The 20,675-nt window shown below is 71.5% G+C and carries 20 protein-coding genes; 7 read left to right on the forward strand and 13 right to left on the reverse strand.

Annotated features, from left to right (window positions below; genetic code table 11):
- Positions 1–2: 2 nt before the first annotated feature.
- From paaB to SSP08S_RS49495, 5 genes are all read right to left on the reverse strand, one after another.
- Positions 3–287 carry a 1,2-phenylacetyl-CoA epoxidase subunit PaaB gene (gene paaB / locus SSP08S_RS49475; protein ID WP_019075091.1) on the reverse strand — a complete coding sequence of 95 codons (285 nt, stop codon included), beginning with the start codon at positions 285–287 and terminating at the stop codon, positions 3–5.
- Entirely contained in the window at positions 284–1,276 is a 993-nt protein-coding gene (gene paaA / locus SSP08S_RS49480; protein ID WP_019075092.1) for a 1,2-phenylacetyl-CoA epoxidase subunit PaaA, read from the reverse strand. Before paaA ends, paaB begins: the two co-directional genes overlap by 4 nt.
- A 127-nt stretch (positions 1,277–1,403) precedes the next feature.
- Positions 1,404–2,270, reverse strand: a complete 867-nt coding sequence (locus tag SSP08S_RS49485; protein ID WP_063739224.1) for a 3-hydroxyacyl-CoA dehydrogenase family protein — start codon at positions 2,268–2,270, stop codon at positions 1,404–1,406.
- A complete protein-coding gene (locus SSP08S_RS49490) occupies positions 2,267–3,022 on the reverse strand; it encodes an enoyl-CoA hydratase/isomerase family protein (protein WP_019075094.1) in 756 nt (251 codons plus the stop codon). Before SSP08S_RS49490 ends, SSP08S_RS49485 begins: the two co-directional genes overlap by 4 nt.
- Positions 3,019–4,224 (reverse strand): thiolase family protein, encoded by a 1,206-nt coding sequence (locus tag SSP08S_RS49495; RefSeq protein ID WP_019075095.1) that lies wholly within the window; start codon positions 4,222–4,224, stop codon positions 3,019–3,021. Before SSP08S_RS49495 ends, SSP08S_RS49490 begins: the two co-directional genes overlap by 4 nt.
- Positions 4,225–4,318: 94 nt before the next feature.
- On the opposite strand from SSP08S_RS49495, the gene paaI reads away from it, so the two are divergent.
- The 3 genes from paaI to SSP08S_RS49510 all read left to right on the forward strand — a co-directional run bounded on the left by paaI (position 4,319) and on the right by SSP08S_RS49510 (position 7,013).
- Complete coding sequence (gene paaI / locus SSP08S_RS49500) at positions 4,319–4,750, forward strand: hydroxyphenylacetyl-CoA thioesterase PaaI (RefSeq protein WP_019075096.1); 432 nt, start codon at positions 4,319–4,321, stop codon at positions 4,748–4,750.
- On the forward strand, positions 4,747–6,093 hold the full coding sequence (gene paaK / locus SSP08S_RS49505) for a phenylacetate--CoA ligase PaaK (RefSeq protein WP_019075097.1): 1,347 nt from the start codon (positions 4,747–4,749) through the stop codon (positions 6,091–6,093). Before paaI ends, paaK begins: the two co-directional genes overlap by 4 nt.
- Before the next feature lie 131 nt (positions 6,094–6,224).
- Positions 6,225–7,013 carry an SAM-dependent methyltransferase gene (locus SSP08S_RS49510; RefSeq protein ID WP_019075098.1) on the forward strand — a complete coding sequence of 263 codons (789 nt, stop codon included), beginning with the start codon at positions 6,225–6,227 and terminating at the stop codon, positions 7,011–7,013.
- A gap of 21 nt (positions 7,014–7,034) precedes the next feature.
- On the opposite strand, the gene SSP08S_RS57635 is transcribed toward SSP08S_RS49510, so the two are convergent.
- The 8 genes from SSP08S_RS57635 to SSP08S_RS49550 all read right to left on the reverse strand — a co-directional run bounded on the left by SSP08S_RS57635 (position 7,035) and on the right by SSP08S_RS49550 (position 15,914).
- The gene (locus SSP08S_RS57635; protein ID WP_051106143.1) at positions 7,035–8,645 is read right to left on the reverse strand and encodes a protein kinase domain-containing protein; all 1,611 of its coding nucleotides are present in this window, start codon (positions 8,643–8,645) and stop codon (positions 7,035–7,037) included.
- 101 nt (positions 8,646–8,746) lie between these two features.
- On the reverse strand, positions 8,747–9,229 hold the full coding sequence (locus SSP08S_RS49520; protein ID WP_019075099.1) for a DUF4440 domain-containing protein: 483 nt from the start codon (positions 9,227–9,229) through the stop codon (positions 8,747–8,749).
- A gap of 39 nt (positions 9,230–9,268) precedes the next feature.
- On the reverse strand, positions 9,269–10,432 hold the full coding sequence (locus SSP08S_RS49525) for a M24 family metallopeptidase (protein WP_019075100.1): 1,164 nt from the start codon (positions 10,430–10,432) through the stop codon (positions 9,269–9,271).
- Between the two features lie 216 nt (positions 10,433–10,648).
- Positions 10,649–11,584 (reverse strand): ABC transporter ATP-binding protein, encoded by a 936-nt coding sequence (locus SSP08S_RS49530; protein ID WP_019075101.1) that lies wholly within the window; start codon positions 11,582–11,584, stop codon positions 10,649–10,651.
- Positions 11,581–12,366, reverse strand: a complete 786-nt coding sequence (locus SSP08S_RS49535) for an ABC transporter ATP-binding protein (RefSeq protein WP_019075102.1) — start codon at positions 12,364–12,366, stop codon at positions 11,581–11,583. The genes SSP08S_RS49530 and SSP08S_RS49535 overlap by 4 nt, the downstream gene beginning before the upstream one ends.
- Positions 12,363–13,253 (reverse strand): ABC transporter permease, encoded by an 891-nt coding sequence (locus SSP08S_RS49540; protein ID WP_019075103.1) that lies wholly within the window; start codon positions 13,251–13,253, stop codon positions 12,363–12,365. The genes SSP08S_RS49535 and SSP08S_RS49540 overlap by 4 nt, the downstream gene beginning before the upstream one ends.
- Before the next feature lie 20 nt (positions 13,254–13,273).
- Entirely contained in the window at positions 13,274–14,353 is a 1,080-nt protein-coding gene (locus tag SSP08S_RS49545) for an ABC transporter permease (RefSeq protein ID WP_019075104.1), read from the reverse strand.
- Complete coding sequence (locus SSP08S_RS49550; protein WP_026179495.1) at positions 14,328–15,914, reverse strand: ABC transporter substrate-binding protein; 1,587 nt, start codon at positions 15,912–15,914, stop codon at positions 14,328–14,330. The genes SSP08S_RS49545 and SSP08S_RS49550 overlap by 26 nt, the downstream gene beginning before the upstream one ends.
- Positions 15,915–16,075: 161 nt before the next feature.
- Here SSP08S_RS49550 and SSP08S_RS57640 point away from each other — a divergent pair, with 161 nt between their 5' ends.
- The 4 genes from SSP08S_RS57640 (at position 16,076) to SSP08S_RS49570 (ending at position 20,562) form a co-directional block, all read left to right on the forward strand.
- Positions 16,076–16,723 (forward strand): Lrp/AsnC family transcriptional regulator, encoded by a 648-nt coding sequence (locus SSP08S_RS57640; protein ID WP_019075106.1) that lies wholly within the window; start codon positions 16,076–16,078, stop codon positions 16,721–16,723.
- A 74-nt stretch (positions 16,724–16,797) separates the two neighbouring features.
- Positions 16,798–18,888, forward strand: coding sequence for an NAD-dependent DNA ligase LigA (gene ligA, locus SSP08S_RS49560; RefSeq protein WP_043260382.1), 2,091 nt, complete (start codon positions 16,798–16,800; stop codon positions 18,886–18,888).
- 156 nt (positions 18,889–19,044) lie between these two features.
- Positions 19,045–19,593, forward strand: coding sequence for a hypothetical protein (locus SSP08S_RS49565; protein ID WP_019075108.1), 549 nt, complete (start codon positions 19,045–19,047; stop codon positions 19,591–19,593).
- A 108-nt stretch (positions 19,594–19,701) separates the two neighbouring features.
- Positions 19,702–20,562, forward strand: coding sequence for a PaaX family transcriptional regulator (locus SSP08S_RS49570; protein WP_019075109.1), 861 nt, complete (start codon positions 19,702–19,704; stop codon positions 20,560–20,562).
- Positions 20,563–20,675: the final 113 nt, after the last annotated feature.

The following is a 20,675-nucleotide window of genomic DNA, read 5'->3' on the forward strand; positions in this document are numbered from 1 at the left end:
TCCTAGATGTGGGGGACGTCGTCGGGGATGTCGTAGAAGGTGGGGTGGCGGTAGACCTTGTCGGCGCTCGGCGCGAAGAACGGGTCCTTCTCGTCGCGGGTCGAGGCGGCGATGTGCTCGGAGCGCACGACCCAGATGGACACGCCCTCGTTGCGCCGCGTGTAGAGGTCGCGGGCGTGGGTGAGGGCCATCGCGTCGTCGGCGGCGTGCAGCGAGCCGACGTGGACGTGGTTCAGTCCGCGCTTGCCGCGCACGAACACCTCGTACAGGGGCCAGTCCTGCGTCATGCCGCCGCTCCTTCGGTCTGCTTCGTACGGGCGGCCTGCTTGGCCGCGTGGGCGGTGGCCGCCTCCCGGACCCAGGCGCCCTCCTCGTGGGCGGCCCGGCGGCGGGAGACCCGCTCGGCGTTGCGCGGTCCGTCGCCCTTGATCACGCGCTGCAACTCGGACCAGTCGGGGGTGCCGAAGTCGTGGTGGCCGCGCTCCTCGTTCCAGCTCAACTCCGGGTCGGGCAGGGTGACTCCGAGCTTCGCGGCCTGCGGGACGGTCATGTCGACGAAGCGCTGGCGCAGTTCGTCGTTGCTGTGCCGCTTGATCTTCCAGGCCATGGAGCGGGCCGAGTTGGGCGAGTCGTCGTCGGGCGGACCGAACATCATCAGCGACGGCCACCACCAACGGTCCACCGCGTCCTGGACCATGGCCCGCTGGGCGTCCGTGCCGCGCATCATCGTGAGCAGCAGCTCGAAGCCCTGCCGCTGGTGGAAGGACTCCTCCTTGCAGACCCGCACCATGGCCCGCGCGTACGGCCCGTACGAGCAGCGGCACAGCGGCACCTGGTTGCAGATCGCCGCGCCGTCCACGAACCAGCCGATCACGCCGACGTCGGCGAAGGTCGGGGTCGGGTAGTTGAAGATCGACGAGTACTTCTGCCGGCCCTCGATCAGCGCCTCGGTCAGTTCGGCGCGGTCCGCGCCCAGGGTCTCGGCGGCCGAGTACAGATACAGCCCGTGTCCGGCCTCGTCCTGCACCTTCGCGAAGAGGATCGCCTTGCGGCGCAGGGAGGGCGCGCGGGTGATCCAGTCACCCTCCGGCTGCATCCCGATGATCTCGGAGTGCGCGTGCTGCGCGATCTGCCGGATCAGGGTCTTGCGATAGCCGTCGGGCATCCAGTCGCGGGGCTCGATCCGCTGGTCCTTCGCGATCGTGGCGTCGAACTGCTCCTCGAACCGCGTCTCGTCCCGGTCGGCGGCTGACGCCTCCGTGCCTGTGCTCGTCATCGACACCTCAACTCCCCTACCGACCATTCGTTCGGTTCCCAGTGTGAAGGGTTTCCCCCGGTGAGGCAAGACCTGCCGGGTGAATGGCTGGTCAGCGGCCCGCGAAACGCCGTCCGCCTGCCCTTGCTCACTCCCACGTGTAGAACCCCTGTCCCGTCTTGCGGCCCAGTTCACCGCGCGCCACCTTGTCGCGCAGCAGCCGCGGCGGGGCGAAGCGCTCGCCGAGGGTGGAGTGGAGGTATTCGGCGATGGCCAGCCGTACGTCGAGGCCGACCAGGTCGGTCAGCCGCAGCGGCCCCATGGGGTGCTTGTAGCCGAGGCTCATCGCGTCGTCGATCGCCTCCGGCTCGGCGACGCCCTCCTCGACCATGCGGATCGCCTCCAGGCCGAGCGCCAGCCCGAGGCGGCTGCTGGCGAAGCCGGGCGAGTCCTTGACCGTCACGTCCTTCTTGCCGAGGGCGTGCGTCCAGTCCAGGGCGGCACCGACGACCGCGGCCTCCGTGCCGGGCGCGACGACGATCTCGACCAGCGCCGAGGCGGGCACCGGGTTGAAGAAGTGCATGCCCAGGAAGCGGCCGGGCCGGGTGAGCGCGGCGGCAAGTTCGGTGACCGACAGGGAGCTGGTGTTGGTGGCCAGCACGGTCGTCGCGCCCACCGCCCGTTCGGCCGCCACGAGTACCCGGGCCTTGAGCCCGGCGTCCTCGGGGACGGCCTCGACGACCAGGGCGGCGTCGGCGGGCAGACGGTCGACGGAGTCCGTCATGGTGACGCGGGCGAGCACCTGCTCCGCGGGCTCACGGAGCAGACCGCGCTCGGCTGCCCGCTTCAGTCCGGTCGCGACCCGGTCCAGCGCGGCGGCCGAGGCCCGCTCACCGCTCTCCACTACGGTCACGGACGACCCGGCGGCAGCGAAGGACTGCGCGATACCGGCGCCCATCCGGCCACCGCCGATGACCCCTACAACTGCGGGCGCGGAGTGGGGTGTTGGGCTCATGCGCGGCTACTCCTCTTCTCCAGGAAGCGTGTCATACGGTCCCTCTTGTCCTGCCCCTCGAAGAGCACAGCTTGGGCAAGGTCGTCGGCGATCGGGTGGGCGCCCGGCGAGTCGACCACGAGCTTGGTGAGTCTCAAGGCCGTTGCCGAGGACCGGGCCATCCGGTCGAGCAGCGCGTGGGCCTCGTCCAGCAGCTTCTCCGCCGGTACGACGTCGATGACAAGGCCTGCGGCCAGCGCCGCCGCCGCGTCGAGGTTCCGTCCGGCGAGCAGCACCTGCTTGGCCACCGACTCGCCGACCAGCTCGGGCAGCCGCCAGCAGGCACCGGCCGCGGCGAGGATCCCGAGGCCGGGTTCCGGGTTGCCGAAGACGGCGTCCGGACCGGCGATCCGCAGATCACAGGCGTACGACAGTTCCGCGCCGCCGCCCAGCGCCCAGCCGTCCACCGCCGCGAGGGTCGGCATCGGCAGCCGGCGCACCCGCTCGAAGAGCCGGCTGTTGATGCCCTGCAGCGCCCCGTCCCGACCGCGCTCCAGCAGCTCCGCGATGTCGGCGCCGCCCGCGAAGACCCCGCCGCGGCCGGTGAGCAGGAGCAACTTCGGGTCCTGCTCCAACTGCTCGCAGACGGCGTGCAGTTCGCGGATCATCAGCCCGCTGATGGCGTTGCGGGCCTCGGGTCGGTGCAGGGTGACGACGACTCGGTCCGCGCGCTCTTCGACGCGGAGGGTGTCGTAGGACCCGGGGGCGCTCACACCCGCTCCACGAGCATGGCGACACCCTGGCCGACGCCGACGCACAGCGTGGCCAGACCCCTACGTCCGTCCTCCCGCTCCAGTCGGCCGAGCAGCGTGAGCAGGATGCGGGCGCCGGAGCAGCCGAGGGGGTGGCCGAGGGCGATGGCGCCGCCGTCGGCGTTGACCTTGTCCTCGTCGAGCTTGAGACGGCGCACGACCGCGAGCGCCTGGGCGGCGAAGGCCTCGTTCAGTTCTACGGCGTCCAGGTCGCCGGTCCCCCATCCGGTGCGGGCGAGGGCCTTCTCGGTGGCGGGGACCGGGCCGAGGCCCATGAGGTGGGGCTCCACTCCGGCCGAGGCAGAGGTGACGATGCGGGCCCTGGGGGTGAGCCCGTGGCGCCGGACCGCCGCCCCGCTCGCGACCACCAGGGCGGCGGCGCCGTCGGACAGCGGCGAGGACGAGCCCGCGGTGACGATGCCGCCGTCGCGGAAGATGGTGCGCAGGGAGCCGAGCTTCTCCAGCGTGGTGCCGGGGCGCGGGCCCTCGTCGCGGGTCACCTCGCCGCCCTTCACCACCACCGGCACGATCTCCCGGTCGAAGTGACCCGACTCCTGGGCGGCGGCGGCCCGTTGATGGCTGCGCAGCGCGAACGCGTCGGAATCGGCGCGGGTGATGCCGTCGAGCGCGGCGACCTCCTCGGCCGTCTCGCCCATGGACAGGGTGTCCTGGGCGGCGAAGCGCGGGTTGGTGAAGCGCCAGCCCAGTGAGGTGTCGTGCACCTCCCCCGGCTTGGCCCACGGGGTGCCGGGCTTGGCCATCACCCACGGCGCCCGGGTCATCGACTCGACGCCGCCCGCGACGACGAGGTCGGCCTCTCCGGCGCGTATCGCCTGCGCGGCCGAGGCCACGGCGGTCAGCCCCGAGGCACAGAGCCGGTTGACGGTGTAGCCGGGCACGGTGTGCGGCAGCCCGGCCAGCAGGACGGCCATCCGGGCCACGTCCCGGTTGTCCTCGCCGGCCTGGTTGGCGGCGCCGAGGATCACCTCGTCCACCTCGTCGGCCGGAATCCCGGCCCGGCGGACCGCCTCGCCGACGACCAGCGCCGCCAGGTCGTCGGGCCGTACGGAGGCCAGGGCGCCGCCGTAGCGGCCCTGCGGGGTGCGGGCCCCGTCGATCAGATAGACCTCGTCGGAGGAGGTCTCGGAGCTGGTCTGGGGCATGCGTTCCACCTCTTGACAGGCAGTGGTGATGCTGGATTACTTGGCCGTGCCGCACGCTAACCGAATGTTCGGTCGGTCCACAAGGTGGTGGAAAATGACGCAGGCCACGAACACGGCCCCCGGTCCCACGGAGAAGATGTTCGCCGCGGACGAGGCGTCCCGGGCTCTCGGTATCGAGCTCGTCGAGCACGGCGAGGGGACCGCCGTGCTCCGTATGACCGTGACCCCGGCCATGGTCAACGGACACGGGACCGCCCACGGCGGCTATCTGTTCCTGTTCGCCGACTCCGCCTTCGCCTGTGCCTGCAACAGCCACGGCCCGGTGACCGTGGCCGCCGGCGCCGACATCGACTTCGTGGCCCCGGCGCACGAGGGCGACGTCCTGGTGGCGACCGCGAGGGAGCGCACCCGGTTCGGCCGCAGTGGCATCTACGACGTGACCGTGGAGCGCGGCGACCAGGTGATCGCGGAGTTCCGGGGACGGAGCCGCAGTATCAACAGCACGAGGACGAAGGAGTCTCCATGAGCAGCGATCCCAAGGCCCCGGTGGCCGCGAGCCCACGCCTGGGCGAACCGCTGCCCGAAGCGCTGCTGGACCCCGCCGAGCGCCTCACCCGCGAGGAGCTGCGCGCGCACCAACTCGGCCTGCTCCAGGCCACGTTGCGGCACGCCTACGACAACGTGGAGCTGTACCACCGCAAGTTCGACGAGGCCGGTGTCAAACCCGGTGACTGCCGCACCCTCGAGGACCTGGCCCGGTTCCCCTTCACCACCAAGGCCGACCTGCGGGACACGTACCCCTTCGGCATGTTCGCCGTCCCCATGGACCAGGTCCGCCGCGTCCACGCCTCCAGCGGCACCACCGGCCGCCCCACGGTCGTCGGCTACACGGAGAACGACCTCTCCATGTGGGCGGACGTGGTGGCCCGTTCGATCCGCGCGGCCGGCGGCCGTCCCGGTCACAAGGTCCATGTGTCGTACGGCTACGGGTTGTTCACCGGCGGTCTGGGCGCGCACTACGGCGCCGAGCGCGCGGGCTGCACCGTGATCCCCGCCTCCGGCGGCATGACCGCCCGCCAGGTGCAGATCATCCAGGACTTCGAGCCCGAGATCATCATGGTCACCCCGTCCTACATGCTGACCCTCCTCGACGAGTTCGAGCGCCAGGGCATCGACCCGCGCACCAGCTCCCTCAAGGTGGGCATCTTCGGCGCCGAGCCGTGGACGGAGGAGATGCGCCGCGAGATCGAGGAGCGCATGGACATCCACGCGGTCGACATCTACGGCCTGTCGGAGGTGATCGGCCCCGGTGTGGCGCAGGAGTGCGTGGAGACCAAGGACGGCCTCCATGTGTGGGAGGACCACTTCTTCCCGGAGGTCGTCGACCCGTTCACCGGCGAGGTGCTCCCCGACGGCGACGGCGGCGAACTGGTCTTCACCTCCCTCACCAAGGAGGCGCTGCCGATCATCCGCTACCGCACCCGCGACCTGACCCGGCTGCTGCCCGGCACGGCCCGCCCGGCCTTCCGGCGGATCGAGAAGATCACCGGCCGCAGCGACGACATGATCATCCTGCGCGGGGTGAACGTCTTCCCCAGCCAGATCGAGGAGATCATCCTGCGCACCCCCGCCGTCGCCCCGCACTTCACGATCCAGCTGACCCGCCGCGGCCGGATGGACCACATGACGGTCCGCGCCGAGGCCCGCCCCGGCGCAGGCCCCGAGCAGCGGACGGCCGCGGCGGCGGCGATCGGCAAGGGCGTCAAGGACGGTGTGGGCGTGACCGTGGACGTGGAGATCGTCGACCCCGAGACGCTGGAGCGCTCGGTGGGCAAGATCCGCCGGGTCAAGGACCTGCGGGCTCAGTGACATCCGTGGGGGGCCGGGCCGGTGACCGGCCCGGCGGGCCCAACTCCCCTCCCCCACAGGCCACATGACCGTCCCGAGTACGATGATCGAGAGCTCGTCCCGATCCGTCCGCTCGGCACGATGGAGTTGCCATGACGTCCGACCCGCAGTCGGCCCCGCAGATCGACACCGGCAAGGCACATCCCGCACGGGTCTACGACTGGCTGCTGGGCGGCAAGGACAACTACCCGGTCGACGAGGCCGTGGGGGAGAAACTGCCGCCCGAGGCGAAGGACGCGGCCCGGCAGAACCGTCAGTTCATGCACCGCGCGGCGACCTGGCTGGCCGGCCGGGGCATCGACCAGTTCCTGGACATCGGCACGGGCATCCCCACCGCGCCCAACCTGCACCAGATCGTGCAGCGGACCGTACCGGCCGCGAAGGTCGTCTACACCGACAACGACCCGATCGTGCTGCGCCATGCGGAAGCCCTGCTGATCAGCCACCCCGACGGGGTCACCGACTACATCCAGGCCGATGTACGACAGCCCGAGGCCATCGTCGAACACGCCCGCCACGTCCTGGACTTCGGCCGTCCGGTCGCCCTCTCGCTGATCGCGCTGATGCACTTCGTCCCGGACGAGCAGGACGCCCACGGCATCGTCCGCGACCTCGTCGCCACCATGCCGTCCGGCAGCTATCTGGTCCTGTCGCACGCCGCGTCCGACCTCTACCCCGAGCTGGCCGCGCAGGTCACCGCCGAGTACGCCAAGGGCGGCATCAAGCTCGGCTTCCGCACCCGCCCGGAGGTCGCCCGCTTCTTCGACGGCCTCGACCTGGTGGAGCCCGGCCTGGTGACGGCGACGGAGTGGAACCCCCCGGCGCCGGACGGGACCCCGGAGGGCAGCGGGATCTACGCGGCGGTCGCGCGGATCCCCTGAGCCCTCAAATCCACCGTGCCGTCAATGCGCGGTATTGGTCTGCCACACGACCCCGCCGTCGGTCGCGATGACCATGTTGCCGTCCTCCAGCACCTTGAGGGTCGCCCCGTTGGTGCCTCCTGTGTTGCTGGCCCACACCGGCTGCGTCTGGGCGTTGTAGACCACCAGGTTGCCGTCCGCCTGGAACACCGCCGTGTTCCCCTCGCCCGAGGTCTGGCTCGCCCAGTGCGCGGTGCCGTCCTTGTCGTAGAGCACCAGGTTGCCGTCCGCCTGCATGATCAGCTTCGAGCGCACGGTCTCCACGAACTTCCCGGGCTCGAACGTGAAGGGCGGCTTCACCACCACGGCGTCGGCCAGGCTGCCCGCACCCGTACTGGAGGCCGAGGGAGACGCCGTCGCTCCGCTCGCGGACGGACCGGCCGACGTGTCGGTGCTCCGGCCGGCGCTCGCGGACGGTGAGGCGTGGCCGGAGGTGGAGCTCTTGTCCTGGAAGGCGTGGGACAGCAGCAGCGCGCCGCTGCCGGCGACGACCAGCGAGGCCACGGCGATGGCGGCCCACAGCGCGCGGCGCCCGCGTCGGGTCCCGCCACCGTCCGCCTGGGCCGGCGGGTGGGGACCGTAGGCCCCCGGTGCGGGGGTGTCGAGGCCCGCCTCGGGTGCGAGGAGCGTGAGGGCGTGGTGCTGCCGGGCGCCATCCAGGGTTGCCGTCACCGCGTCTGGGGCGGCGGAGACCGCGCCGCCCCCGAGGTCGGCGACGGTCGCGGCACGCTCCCGGTCCGTCAACGAGCCCACGGCGAGGGCGCGTTGGTAGGCGGGGTGGTGGACGAGGTCGGCCTCGGCGCGGGCGAGTTCGACGATGCGCTGCGGGGTGGGGCGCTGCGCGGGATCGCTGCGCACGCAGGCCTCGATCAGCTCGGCGACACCGGGGTCCACTCCCCGCAGGTCGATCTCCCCGTGCACCGAGCGGTAGGACACGGCCGCGAACGGCCCGTCCCCGTAGGGCGGTCGGCCGGTGACGGTGAACGCCAGGGTGGCCCCGAGGGCGAACACGTCCGCCTCCGGACCGGTACGGCCGCCGGTGAAGGTCTCCGGCGCGATGTAGCCGGGACTGCCCATCGCGCTGCCGGCCTGCGTGAGGTTGGACGCCTCGGTGGACCTGGCGATGCCGAAGTCGATCAGCTGCGGGCCGGTGGCGGAGAGGATGACGTTGTGCGGCTTGAGGTCCCGGTGCCACACACCGCGCACGTGGATGGCCTCCAACCCCTCGGCCAGCGCGGCCAGCATGACCCGCGCCAGGTCCGCGGGGAGCGGTCCGCCGCTCGCGACGGCGGCGTGCAGCGTGGGCCCGGGCACGTACTCGGTGGCCAGCCAGTACGGCGGTGTGTCCAGCTCCGCGTCGATGAGCGAGGCCGTGTACGCGCTGCGGACCGTGCCCAGGGTCTCCACCTCGCGGCGGAACCGGCTCAGGGCGTGCTCGTCGTGCCGGAGGTGGTCGTTGATCACCTTCACGGCGGCGGGACGGCCACCGGGCGACCGGGCGAGGTACACCTTCCCCATCCCGCCCTCACCGAGTCTGCCGACCAGACGGTAGCGGCCTATGTGCGAGGGGTCGGAGCCATCGAGCGAAAGCACGGAACATGTCCTCCTTGAGCGGGCCCGACGATCACCGGATCCACCGTGAGGTCGACTCGGCCGGGCTCCGACCCGACATACTAGGGGTGCGATCGCCGACGTCAGGCCAACTGGCCGCCATCGGTCGCCAGTTGCCCGTGGATGTCCTCGTGCAGATGCACGACGAGCCAGTGACCGTCGGAACCGGCCCGCCGCAGGACCGCCGTGATGCGGGCCAGTTCCGGCGGCGCCGCACGGTAGTCGACCCGTAGCCAGTAGCGGGCCAACGCCAAGTCCCCGAAGACGTCCACGACTTGGTCGTAGGCCGTGAGGCCGGTCTCGTCGGGGCCGTCCTCGGAGGTGGGGCGGCCGTCCCGGACGTTGTTCAACTCCGTTCTGCCCCGGATGAGTTCGCGGGTCGCCGAGTCCCAGATGGTGGCTTCGGGGTCGAGGAAGGAGTCGATGCGCTCCCGGTCGCCCGCGGTGTAGCCCTCGTACATTCCCGTGATCACCGTCCACACCGCCGCCAGTTCGGCGGGCGCGCCACCCGGGCGGGCACCGCCGTCGGCGGCGGGACGGGCGGAGGGGGGCGGTGGAGCGGGCATGGCGGATCCTCGGGGTGGGTGGCTGGTGGAGCGGGGCGATCAGGGCAGTACGACCAGGTCCCGTGGCCTGCGATTGAGGCGTTCGCCGCTGGCGCCGGCGCAGATCACGATGTCCTCGATCCGCGCTCCGTACCGGCCGGGCAGATAGATGCCGGGCTCGACGGAGAAGGCCATGCCGGGCGCGAGCGGGAGCGGGTTGCCGGCGACGATGTACGGCTCCTCGTGGCTCTCCAGTCCGATGCCGTGGCCCGTGCGGTGGATGAAGTGCGGCCCGTATCCGGCATCGGTGATGATGTCCCGTCCCACGGCGTCGAGTTGATGGGCCGTCAGACCCGGTCGTACGGCGTCGGTCTGGGCGCGCTGGGCGCGCAGCAGCACGTCGTAGAGGCGACGGAACTCGGCCGGCGGCTCTCCGATCGCGTATACGCGCGTCGAGTCGGAGCAGTAGCCGTCCCGGGTCGTACCGCCGATGTCGACGACCACCGGGTCGCCGGGGCGGATCACGCGGTCGGAGAGTTCGTGATGCGGGCTGGCGCTGTTGGGGCCGGAGCCGACGATGACGAAGTCGGCCCGCACATGGCCCTCGGCGACGATGGCGTCCGCGATGTCCCGGCCGACCTCGCGTTCGGTGCGTCCGGCCCGCAGCCACTCCCCCATGCGGGCGTGCACCCGGTCGATGGCGGCACCGGCCCGGCGCAGGGCGTCGGCCTCCTGCGGGGTCTTGCGCATCCGCAACCCGTTGAGCACCCCTCCGGCCAACTCCTGCTCCACGCCCGGCAGTACGGCACGGAAGGCGAGGGTCTTCTCCGCCCACATGCGGTTGTCGACGCCGACGCGGACGGTGCGGGCGGGCAGCCGGGCCGCGACGAGCGCGTACGGGTCGTCGGTCTCCTGCCAGCCGGTGATCTCGATGCCCAGACCGCCGGCCGGAGACGCTCGCGCGGCGGGTTCCTCCAGGGCCGGGACGAGCAGGAAGGGGTCGTTCTCGGCCGGCAGGACCAGGCAGGTCAGCCGCTCCAGCGGCAGGGCGTCGTAGCCGGTCAGATAGCGCAGGTCGGCGCCGGGCGAGATCAGCAGGGCGTCCAGACCGGCGCGGGCCGTGGCCTCCTGGGCGCGGTGGAGGCGGTCGGCCGGGTAGAGGCTCGTGAGTGGCGCGGCGGGCTGGCGGGGGTGGTCGCCGTCGGGCGGCGGGGTGGCGGACATCGGCTCTCCGTGGGGTTCGGCGCGAGGCTCGGCGTGAGGTCTGTCGGACGATCTGCGGGCGAGGTTCCGCCGCGTGCGGAAGGGAGCCCCGGGCACACGGACGGCGCGCGAAGCACCGCGATCAAGCGATGCCTGGGTGGAACGGCGCCGCGCGCGAGCCGCGAGAGGTACGGATCGGCGGTGCGGCGAGCGCACGGCCACCGCCACCTCTCCCGCTCACGCCGCGTACAGACGACACGCGACACCCCCCGCGATCAACTGCGGTTCCTCGCGGTCGCAGCCGTCGAAGGCCTGGGGGCAGCGGGGATGGAAGCGGCAGCCGCTCGGCGGTTCGGCGGGGTCGGGGACATCGCCGGGGAGTTCGGCGGGTAGCACACCCGCTCCGTCCGGCTTGGGTACGGCGGCCAACAGGGCCCGGGTATAAGGGTGTCGCGGGTCGGCCCAGACCTCTGCGGTGGGGCCGGTCTCCACGATCCGCCCCAGGTACATGACCGCGATCCGGTCCGCGATCAGCCGTACGACGGACAGGTCATGGCTGATGAACAGCAGCCCGGCGCCCGACTCGACGGCCAACGACCGCATCAGCGTGGCCACTTGGAGCTGCGCGGAGGCGTCGAGCGCGGAGATCGGCTCGTCCCCGACGAGCAGCCGGGGCCGGGCGGCGAGCGCCCGGGCGATGGCGATGCGCTGCCGCTGGCCACCGGAGAACTCCTGCGGATAGCGCTCGGCGGCCTCCGCCGGCAGTCCGACCCGGGTCAGCAGGTCCTCCGGGGTCGCCCCGTCCGCCGCCTCCCCCCGCCCGCTCGCGGTACGGATGCCGTCGGCGATCTGAGCGCCCACCCGGCGCCGGGGGTTGAGGGAGCCGTACGGATCCTGGAAGACCATCTGGATGCCGGTGAGGGCCGGGTCGCGGCGGCGGACGCGCAGCGGTCGTACCTGCGTGCCGTCGTAGGTGATCCGCCCCTCCGCGGCCGGGGTCAGGCCGCAGACCGCGCGGGCCAGGGTGGACTTGCCGCAGCCCGACTCGCCCACCAGGCCCACGACTTCGCCCGCCCGCACCTGGAGGCTGACCCCGGCGACGGCGCGGGTCGGCGAGGCGCCCGGCCGGTGGTACTGGACGACGAGGTCGTCGACAGAGAGGAGGGGGGTCATACGGTGCTCCTTCCGGGGAGCGCGTCCAGGAGCTGACGGGTGTACTCGTGCCGCGGCTCGGTGAGGACCCGGCCGCGCGGGCCGGTCTCCACGACGAGGCCGTGGCGCATCACGCTCACCTCGTCGGCGATCGCGGACATCACGCCCAGGTCGTGGGTCACCAGCAGGACGGCGAGGCCGAGTTCGTCGCACAGGCCGCGCAACAGCCGTAGCACGCCTGCCTGTACGGTCACGTCGAGGGCGGTGGTCGGCTCGTCGGCGATCAGCACCTTCGGTTCGCAGGCCAGCGCGATGGCGATCGCGATGCGCTGGCGCATCCCGCCGGAGAACTGGTGCGGGTAACGCCCCAGCGCCTCAAGGGGGTTGGGGATGCGGACCTGGGTCAGCAGCTCGGCGGCCCGTGCCTTGGCCGCCTTGCGGTCCAGCTTCAGGTGGTGGCGCAGGTGGTCGGTGAGCTGGTGTCCGATGCTGAGCATGGGGTGCAGGCTGGTGGACGGGTCCTGGAACACCATGCTCACGGATCGCCCGCGCAGCGCGGCCAGTTGGCGGGGCGGGAGGGTGAGCAGGTCGGTGCCCTCCAGCTCGATCCGGCCGCCGGTGCGCGAGCCGGGCGGCAGCAGACCGAGCGCGGCGAGGCCGGTCATCGTCTTGCCCGAGCCGCTCTCCCCCGCGAGCCCGTGCACCTGACCGGGCCGTACGGCGAGGTCGACGCCGCCGAGGATGCGACGGCCGGCCAGGTCGAGGGTGAGGCCGCTGATCTCCAGCACATTGCCGGCGGTCATGCGACACGCTCCTTCTCCGCGCCGAGGGTTCGGGCCGTGCCGGGGTCGAGGGCGTCCCGGAGCGTGTCGCCGAGGAAGTTGAAGGCGAGCACGACGGTGAGGATGGCCAGGCCCGGGAACACCCCGATCCACCACTTGTCGAACTGCTGCGTACCGTCCGCCACCATGGCGCCCCACTCGGCGGTCGGCGGCTTCGCACCGAGCCCCAGGAAGGACAGCCCGGACAGCAGCAGCGTCGCCGTACCGATGTCGAGGGTGGCCAGGACGAGCAGCGGCCCGAGGACGTTGGGCAGGATGTCGACGCGCAGCGAACGCCAGGCGGAGAAGCCCAACAGCCTTCCGCTGAGCACGAATTCACGGTTGCGCAGCCCCATCACCAGGCCCCGGGTGACGCGTGCGTACGACGGCCAGGACACGACCAGGACGGCCAGTACCGCGTTCTGGAGGCTGGCGCCGAGCGCGGCGGCGACCACCATCGCGAGGATGACGGTGGGGAACGCGAACACCAGGTCCGCGATCCGCATCACGGTCTCGTCCACCCAGCGTCCGAAGAACCCGGCACAGGCTCCCAACACCCCGCCGACCAGCAGGGACATGGCCACCAGCAGGAGGGCGAGAGGGATGGAGACGCGGGCGCCGTACAGCACCCGGCTCAGGACGTCACGGCCCAACTCGTCGGTGCCGAACCAGTGTCCGGCGCCGGGGGCGGCCAGCCGGGGCAGGTTCTGGGCGAGGGGGTCGTGCGGGGCGAGCAGCGGGGCGGCGACCACGATCAGCAGCCAGAACACGGCGACCAGGCCGCCGGTGACGGCGAGGGGGCGGCGCCAGGCGGGTGGCAGCCGTCGTAGCAGGGAGAACTTCGCCGCCCCTTCAGACCTGCGTTTCACGGCCCCTTCAGGACTGCGTTTCACTGCACCCTCACCCTCGGGTCGATCACGCCGTACAGGACGTCCACGGCGAGGTTGACGGTCAGGTACACCAGGCCGACGACGAGTCCGACGCCCATGACGGCGGGCAGGTCGAGGGTGGTCGCGCTGCGGTAGGCGTAGGCGCCGAGGCCCGGCCAGGCGAAGATCGACTCCACCAGGACGGTGCCCGACAGCAACGCTCCGAAGGCCAGTCCGGCGACCGTGACGACGGGGACGAGGGCCGCCCGGAGCACGTACTGGAAGAGGACGGTCCGGCCGGGCAGGCCCTTGGCGCGGGCCGCTCGGACGTAGTCCTGGTTCAGGACCTCCAGGACGGCGGAGCGGGTGAAGCGGGTGAGCAGGCCGACGGTGTACGCCGTCAACACCAGTGCGGGCAGGGCGAGATGACCCACCGCGTTCCAGAACACCGGCCACTGGCCCGCCAGTGCCGCGTCGACCGTGTAGAGGCCGGTGACGTGCGGCGGGGCGGTCGTGCCGGGGTCGAGGCGACCGCTGCCCGGGGCCCAGCCGAGGCGGTAGAAGAAGATGTAGAAGGCGAGCAGCGCCAGCCAGAACGTCGGCACCGACACGCCCAACAGGCTGATGACACGCAGGAGTTGGTCGGTGAAGCGGTCCCGGCGCAGCGCCGCCACGACACCGAACGCCACGCCCACGACCAGGGAGACGACGATCGCGGCCCCGGCGAGTTCCAGGGTGGCGGGGACGGCGGTGGACAGGTCGGTGAGCACCGACTGGTGGCTCTGCTGGGACTCGCCGAGGTCGCCCTGGAGCAGGTTGCCGAGGTAGGTGACGTACTGGACGGGCAGCGGCTTGTCCAGGCCGTTCGCGTGCCGCCACTGGGCGACGATCGCCGGGTCGCCGATCGCCCGCTGGCCGAGGTTGGCCGCCGCCGGGTCACCGGGGACGAGGTTGGTGAGGACGAACGTCACCAGGGTCACGCCGATGGCGAGCAGCACGGCGGTGGCGGTACGGCGGAGGAGGAAGCGGGCGAGGGGGTGGCGGGCGAGGAGCCGTCTGCCGCCCCCTGTGTCCCTACTTCGCGCCCAGCGCGGCGACATCGATCGTCCATACGGGGTTGTAGGCGACGCCGGTGACCGACTCGGCGTAGACCGTGTTGCGGCTCGGCTGCATCAGCGGGATGAAGGGGCCGTCGGCGTTCAGCTTGGTCTGGATCTGCTCGTACAGCGTCTTGCGGGTGTCGTCACCGATCGTGGTGGCGGCCTTGTCGCCGAGCGCGGTGAGGGCGGGGTCGGCGCCGGCCTTCCAGCCCGCGCGCAGGCCGACCAGGTTGCCGGGCAGGAAGGTCAGGTAGTCGCTGGGGTCCGGGTAGTCCGGGCCCCAGTACCAGAGGCCCAACTGCTCTTTTCCGTTGCGGTAGTTGTCCAGTTCCGTGGTGGTCGGCGCCGGGGCCAGCGTGACGGTGATGCCGACCTCCTTCAGCTGGGCCTGGACCCGTTCGGCGAGGGTCTGCAGGGAGAGTCCGTCGACGGTCAGGTCGCTGGCGTAGCCGAGCGTCACGGACGGCTTGGCGATCCCGCTCGCCTTCAGGGCCGCCTTCGCCCCGGCGAGGTCGCGGCCGGCGGCCTCGGAGGCGGGCAGCGCGCCGAGGAATGTCGAGGGGATGATCCCGGCGGGCTGGACGGAGCCGGTGCCTGCGAGCGAGAGCAGGCTCTTGTAGTCGATGCCCTTTCGCACCGCCTCCGCGAACTTGGCGTCGGCCGTCGTGGAGCTGACCTTGGTGTTCCGGTTGAGCAGCAGGAAGATCACGTCCGAGGACGCGCCGCTGTCCACCTTGAGTCCCCCCGCGAGCCCGCTGACCTGGTCGGAGGTGAGGTCGAGGGCGATCTGGCTGTCGCCGCGCTGCACGTTCAGCTTCTGGGTGGGGGCCTGGACGTTGCGGATGACGATCTTGTCGTAGGTCGGCTTGTCCGCACCCGTGTACTTGGGGTTCTTCGTCAGCACGACCTCGGTGTTGGTGTTGAACGAGGTCAGCGTGTACGGGCCGGAGCCGGCCGACGTGGTGTTGAGGTACTTCTCCGCGCCGTCCGTCGAGCTCGCCGAGCCGCCGTGGGCCTGGACCGTCTTGGCGCTGAGGATACCGAGCGCGGGGTTGGGGAGGATGAAGGGCAGGGCGGGGTTGGCCTTCTTCGACACCAGGGTGACCGTCGAGGCGTCCGTCTTGGTGACCGTGACGCCGTCGAGGAGGAACGACGGGTTGCCCTTGAGCGCGATCACCCGGTTCAGCGAGAAGACGACGTCGTCGGCGGTGACCGCGCTGCCGTCCGCGAACTTCGCGCCGGTCCGCAGGTGCAGGGTGAGCGTCTTTCCGTCCGCGGACTGCTCGTACGAGGAGGCGAGGCCCGGCACCGGCTTGGTGACGTCGGAGCCCTTGAAGGTCAGCAGCGTCTCGTAGAGCGCCTTGTCCACGATCTGCCCGGTCGGCTCGAACTCACGGCCCGGGTCGGCGGTCTTCAGATTGAACGACGTGTCGACGACCAGGGTCTTGCCGGCCGAGGAGCCGGAGGCGCTCGTACCGCCGGAGCAGGCGCTCAGGGCGAGCGCGGCGACCGCGACGAGGGAGAGTGCCACCGGGTACGACCCGGCACTGGATCTGGGCATGCGTGCCTCCGTGAGCAGGGCGGAGCGGAAGAAGGCCGGGCGGGAACGGACGGACACCGGGAGGGGACCTGGACGATTCGCCGTTAGGGTGGGCCGAAACTAACCAGGACTCTCGGCCGACGGGACCAGCGCGAGACGAAAATCCACGGAGAGGCGCGAACATGGAAGATCAGTCCACTCTGGAGCCCCCGGGCGAACGCCGCTCTGGACGGATCGGCATCGGTCTTGGTCTGGATTCGGTGCATTTCAAAATCCTCGACGTCCTGCGCACCCAGGGCCGGATCTCCGTCGCGGCCCTCGCGGAACGCGTCGGTGTCTCGCGCGCGAACGCCTACACCCGCCTCGAGGCACTGCGTGCCGACGGTGTGATCAACGGTTTCAGCGCCCGTGTCGACCACACCCGGGTCGGTCTTGAGATCTGCGCCCTGATCTTCGTCACGGTCCGCCAGGAACTGTGGAAGCAGTTCCGCACGGCGCTCGCGCAGATGCCGGAGGTGGAGTACTGCGCCGTCACCACCGGCCAGCACGACGCCATGATCCAGATCCGGGTGGCCGACGTCTCCGCCGTGCACCGCCTGGTCACCGACCGGCTGTCCACGATCCCCGCGGTCCGCGCCACCGAGACGGTGATCATCCTGGACGAGGTGCTCCGCCGCCCCTACGTCCTGCCGTCCGCGCCCCGCTCCAGCGAGACGACGGCCGGCACTCCCCAGGACACCTCCGGCACGAGCCAGTTCGGCATGACCCGCTTCATCCGCGCCGCCGAGGGCCGGGCCGACCTCCAGCGCACGTCCGAGCCGGAGGACTGAGGGGCACCGGACCCCGTGCGCCCCGGCCGCTCGCGCCCGGGGCATTGTCAGTGGTGGCAGGCAGGATGGACGTCATGACTACACCAGCTGCAGTGATCGTGGATGCCGCCGGCTACGCGCAGGCGGTCGAGGACGCGGTGAAGGCTTCGGCCGCCTACTACACCGGCGGTACCTCGGTGCTGGACGACGACTCCTACGACCGGCTGGTGCGCGGTATCGCCGCGTGGGAGGCCGACCATCCCGATCAGGTGCTGCCCGAGTCCCCGTCCGGGAAGGTCGCCGGCGGCGCGGTCGAGGGCGACGTCCCGCACACGGTGGCGATGCTGAGCCTGGACAACGTCTTCTCCGCCGAGGAGTTCACCGCCTGGACCGTCTCGCTGGCCCGAAGAACCGGCCACGAGGTCACGCGGTTCAGTGTGGAGCCGAAGCTCGACGGCCTGGCGATCGCGGCCCGCTACGTCGACGGCCGCCTCACCCGGCTGATCACGCGCGGCGACGGGACGGCCGGGGAGGACGTGTCCCACGCGATCGGCACCATCGAGGGCCTGCCCGCCGAGCTGACCGAGCCGGTCACCGTCGAGGTGCGCGGCGAAGTCCTCATGACCACCGCCCAGTTCGAGCACGCCAACGAGGTGCGCACCGCGCACGACGGGCAGCCGTTCGCCAACCCGCGCGGCGCGTCGGCGGGCACGCTGCGCGCCAAGGAACGCGCCTACACCGTGCCGATGACGTTCTTCGGCTACGGCCTGCTCCCCCTCGCCGGTACGGAGGCGGGGCTCGCGAAGCGGCTGGGCGAGCTGGCGCACAGCGAACTCATGGACCGGACAGCCGAGTTGGGCGTCAACACCACCGCCACCACGCCCGTGCCCGGCATCACCGCCGACACGGTCGAGGAGGTGCTGACCCGGGTGCAGGAGATCGGCGCGCTGCGGGCCGGGCTGCCGTTCGGGATCGACGGGATCGTCATCAAGGCCGACCTCGCCGCCGACCAGCGGGCCGCCGGGTCGGGCTCGCGGGCCCCGCGCTGGGCGATCGCCTACAAGCTCCCGGCCGTGGAGAAGATCACCCGGCTGCTGGAGGTGGAGTGGAACGTGGGCCGCACCGGCATCATCGCCCCGCGCGCCGTCCTGGAACCGGTGGAGATCGACGGGGCCACCATCACCTACGCCACCCTTCACAACCCCGGCGACATCACCCGCCGCGACCTGCGCCTGGGCGACCATGTGATGGTCCACCGGGCCGGCGACGTCATCCCGCGCGTCGAAGCCCCTGTCGCGCATCTGCGAACCGGCGACGAACAGCCCATCGTCTTCCCCGAGGTGTGTCCGCGCTGCGGCTCCGGCATCGACACCAGCGAACTGCGCTGGCGCTGCGAACAGGGCCGCAACTGCCATCTGGTCGCCGCCCTCTCCTACGCCGCCGGCCGCGATCAGCTCGACATCGAGGGGCTGGGCCACACCCGCGTCGTCCAGCTCGTCGAGGCGGGCCTGGTCGCCGATCTCGCCGACCTGTTCGCCCTGACCCGCGACCAACTCCTGGGCCTGGAGCGGATGGGCGAGACCAGCACGGACAACCTCCTCGCCGCGATCGTCACGGCCAAGGGGCAGCCGCTGTCCCGGGTGCTGTGCGCGCTCGGGGTGCGCGGCACCGGCCGGTCCATGTCCCGCCGTATCGCGCGCTATTTCGCCACCATGGACAACATCCGCGCCGCAGACGCGGAGTCGATGCAGCGGGTCGAGGGCATCGGCACTGAGAAGGCCCCTTCGATCGTCGCCGAACTCGTCGAACTGGCCCCGCTCATCGACAAGTTGGCCGCCGCGGGGGTGAACATGACCGAACCCGGCGCGACGCCGCCGGCTCCCGTGACGGACGAGGCGGGGGCCGAAGGCGTGGAGGTCCCGGATGCGGCCGACGGACCGCTGGCCGGGATGACCGTGGTCGTCACCGGTGCGATGACCGGCCCTCTGGAGAAGCTCAGTCGCAACCAGATGAACGAACTCATCGAGCGCGCCGGTGGCCGCTCCTCCTCCAGCGTCTCCAAGAAGACCACCCTGGTCGTCGCCGGCGACAACGCGGGTTCCAAGCGCGCCAAGGCCGAGACCCTCGGCATTCGCCTCGCCACCCCGGACGAGTTCGCGATCCTGATCGCCGACCATCTCGACTGAGGGAACAACCCGGGTCCGTCGGCCGTTGTCCAGGGTGTGCGGCCCCGGCTGGTCTCCCCCGTCCAGCCGGGGCCCCTTTCACTCCCAGGAGCGACCTCCCGCACTCCGCGACAAGGGCAGAATGGACGCCACACAGCCGCTGCGGATGGGGAGTTCATGGACACGCGTACGTTCGACGCGCTGACCGAGTCGATGAAGAGCGCGTACGTCGCGGGTCTCAGTGAAGGTGCCGTGCCGCGCCCGGTCATCATGCCGCTCGTGCGCGGCGAGTTGGTCGGCCTGATCTGGCTGCGCCCGGTCGAACCCGGCCGGGACGCCCTCACCGCGATCGCGTCGCTCTCGAACATCGCCGCGGCAGCAGGCGCCGACGAGATCGTCCTCGCCTGGGAGACCCACGACGTCGCCACCGTCTGCGAACTTCCCGTCGACGGCCCGTCGCCCTGCCTCAACATGGTGCACGCCACGAAGGACGGCCACACGCTCCACCAGTTCCCCTACGCCGAGGACCCGGCCTCGGCCGCACCGGACTGGCAGCCGGCCCCGGCTCCCCAGCCCGACGCCAAGCTGGTGCCGCCCGTGCAGGCCGCGGTCGACTATGCCTTCACTCCCCTCGATCTGGACCACCCCTCCCCGTTCGGTGTCACGGTCGTCCTGATGGAAGAGGACGGCTACAACCTGCGCCTGACGGAGGCCTTCGCCTTCTGACGGCCTCGAGGTCGACGGCATCATCATTCGGCACACCACGAACTGCCGTTACAGACATGACACAGTTCATGGTCCAACGGCACCGCGCGCCCGCCCCGGGCCTACGCTGTGCCGGTGACCAGTGTCGATGTCGCCGTCGGACCCGCCGCCGAGAGCGGTCCCGAGCCGCGCACCCAGTCCCTGATGCTGACCTTCTTCGGCGCCCATGTGCTGGGGCGGCCCATCGCCGTGTCGTCGGGCAGCGTGATCGCCGCGCTCGGCAGGCTGGGCAGCACCGAGGAAGCGGTGCGCACCACCCTGAACCGCATGGTCAAACGTGATCTGCTGGAACGCAGCCGCCAGGGCCGCAAGACGTACTTCGGCCTGACCCCGCACGCCGTCCAGGTGCTGACGGACGGCCGCGACCGCATCTGGCGCACCGGGGCGGTGAACCGGGACTGGGACGGCCGCTGGACGATGGTCGGCTTCTCACTGCCCGAGGCGTGGAGCCGAGAACGGCACGATCTGCGCTCCCGGCTGATCTGGGCGGGTTTCGGCCCCCTGCAGAACGGCCTGTGGGTGGCCCCGGCGCCCGTCGACGTCCGCGAGATGGTGGCGGGCCTCGGCCTGGAGCCGTATCTGCGGGTGTTCCGGGCGGAGGTGGAGTCGCCGACCGACGTCCGCGAGGTGCTCGAGCAGGCCTTCGACGTGCCGGCCATCGGCGCGCGCTACCGGGCGTTCCTGGAGCGCTGGGACCGCACCGACCCGCTGCCCGCGGCAGCCTCCGGCGACGAACTCGCGGGCCAACTCCTGCTGCACACAGACTGGTTGGACCTCGTACGACGGGACCCGCACCTGCCCGCCGAGCACCTGCCCGCGGACTGGCCGGCCGCCCAGGCGGAGACCGTCTTCCGCGGCCTGGCCAGCCGCTGGGAGCGCCCGGCGGCACGCGCCGCCGCGCGTCTGCTGGACACCCTGACACTGGGCTGATCCCCACTCGCACCGGATCGGGTGCGCCCCCACGCGGACACGTCCGCTCCTTTATTGGTCAGTCTCTTGACGGCAATGAAAAAAGAGCCCTACATTCGCAGCGCTCTTCCAGC

The sequence above is a fragment of the Streptomyces hokutonensis genome (genome assembly GCF_000376565.1).
GTDB classification, from domain to species: domain Bacteria; phylum Actinomycetota; class Actinomycetes; order Streptomycetales; family Streptomycetaceae; genus Streptomyces; species Streptomyces hokutonensis.

Coding starts and splice junctions, on each gene's coding strand:
- paaI (WP_019075096.1), top strand. CDS start 4,319: ATGACGCAGGCCACGAACACGGCCCCCGGTCCCACGGAGAAGATGTTC.
- paaB (WP_019075091.1), bottom strand. CDS start 287: ATGACGCAGGACTGGCCCCTGTACGAGGTGTTCGTGCGCGGCAAGCGC.
- SSP08S_RS49495 (WP_019075095.1), bottom strand. CDS start 4,224: ATGCCCCAGACCAGCTCCGAGACCTCCTCCGACGAGGTCTATCTGATC.
- SSP08S_RS49530 (WP_019075101.1), bottom strand. CDS start 11,584: ATGACCCCCCTCCTCTCTGTCGACGACCTCGTCGTCCAGTACCACCGG.
- paaK (WP_019075097.1), top strand. CDS start 4,747: ATGAGCAGCGATCCCAAGGCCCCGGTGGCCGCGAGCCCACGCCTGGGC.
- SSP08S_RS49520 (WP_019075099.1), bottom strand. CDS start 9,229: ATGCCCGCTCCACCGCCCCCCTCCGCCCGTCCCGCCGCCGACGGCGGT.
- SSP08S_RS49525 (WP_019075100.1), bottom strand. CDS start 10,432: ATGTCCGCCACCCCGCCGCCCGACGGCGACCACCCCCGCCAGCCCGCC.
- SSP08S_RS49485 (WP_063739224.1), bottom strand. CDS start 2,270: ATGAGCCCAACACCCCACTCCGCGCCCGCAGTTGTAGGGGTCATCGGC.
- SSP08S_RS49545 (WP_019075104.1), bottom strand. CDS start 14,353: ATGTCGCCGCGCTGGGCGCGAAGTAGGGACACAGGGGGCGGCAGACGG.
- paaA (WP_019075092.1), bottom strand. CDS start 1,276: ATGACGAGCACAGGCACGGAGGCGTCAGCCGCCGACCGGGACGAGACG.
- SSP08S_RS57640 (WP_019075106.1), top strand. CDS start 16,076: ATGGAAGATCAGTCCACTCTGGAGCCCCCGGGCGAACGCCGCTCTGGA.
- SSP08S_RS49565 (WP_019075108.1), top strand. CDS start 19,045: ATGGACACGCGTACGTTCGACGCGCTGACCGAGTCGATGAAGAGCGCG.
- SSP08S_RS49550 (WP_026179495.1), bottom strand. CDS start 15,914: ATGCCCAGATCCAGTGCCGGGTCGTACCCGGTGGCACTCTCCCTCGTC.
- ligA (WP_043260382.1), top strand. CDS start 16,798: ATGACTACACCAGCTGCAGTGATCGTGGATGCCGCCGGCTACGCGCAG.
- SSP08S_RS49510 (WP_019075098.1), top strand. CDS start 6,225: ATGACGTCCGACCCGCAGTCGGCCCCGCAGATCGACACCGGCAAGGCA.
- SSP08S_RS49535 (WP_019075102.1), bottom strand. CDS start 12,366: ATGACCGCCGGCAATGTGCTGGAGATCAGCGGCCTCACCCTCGACCTG.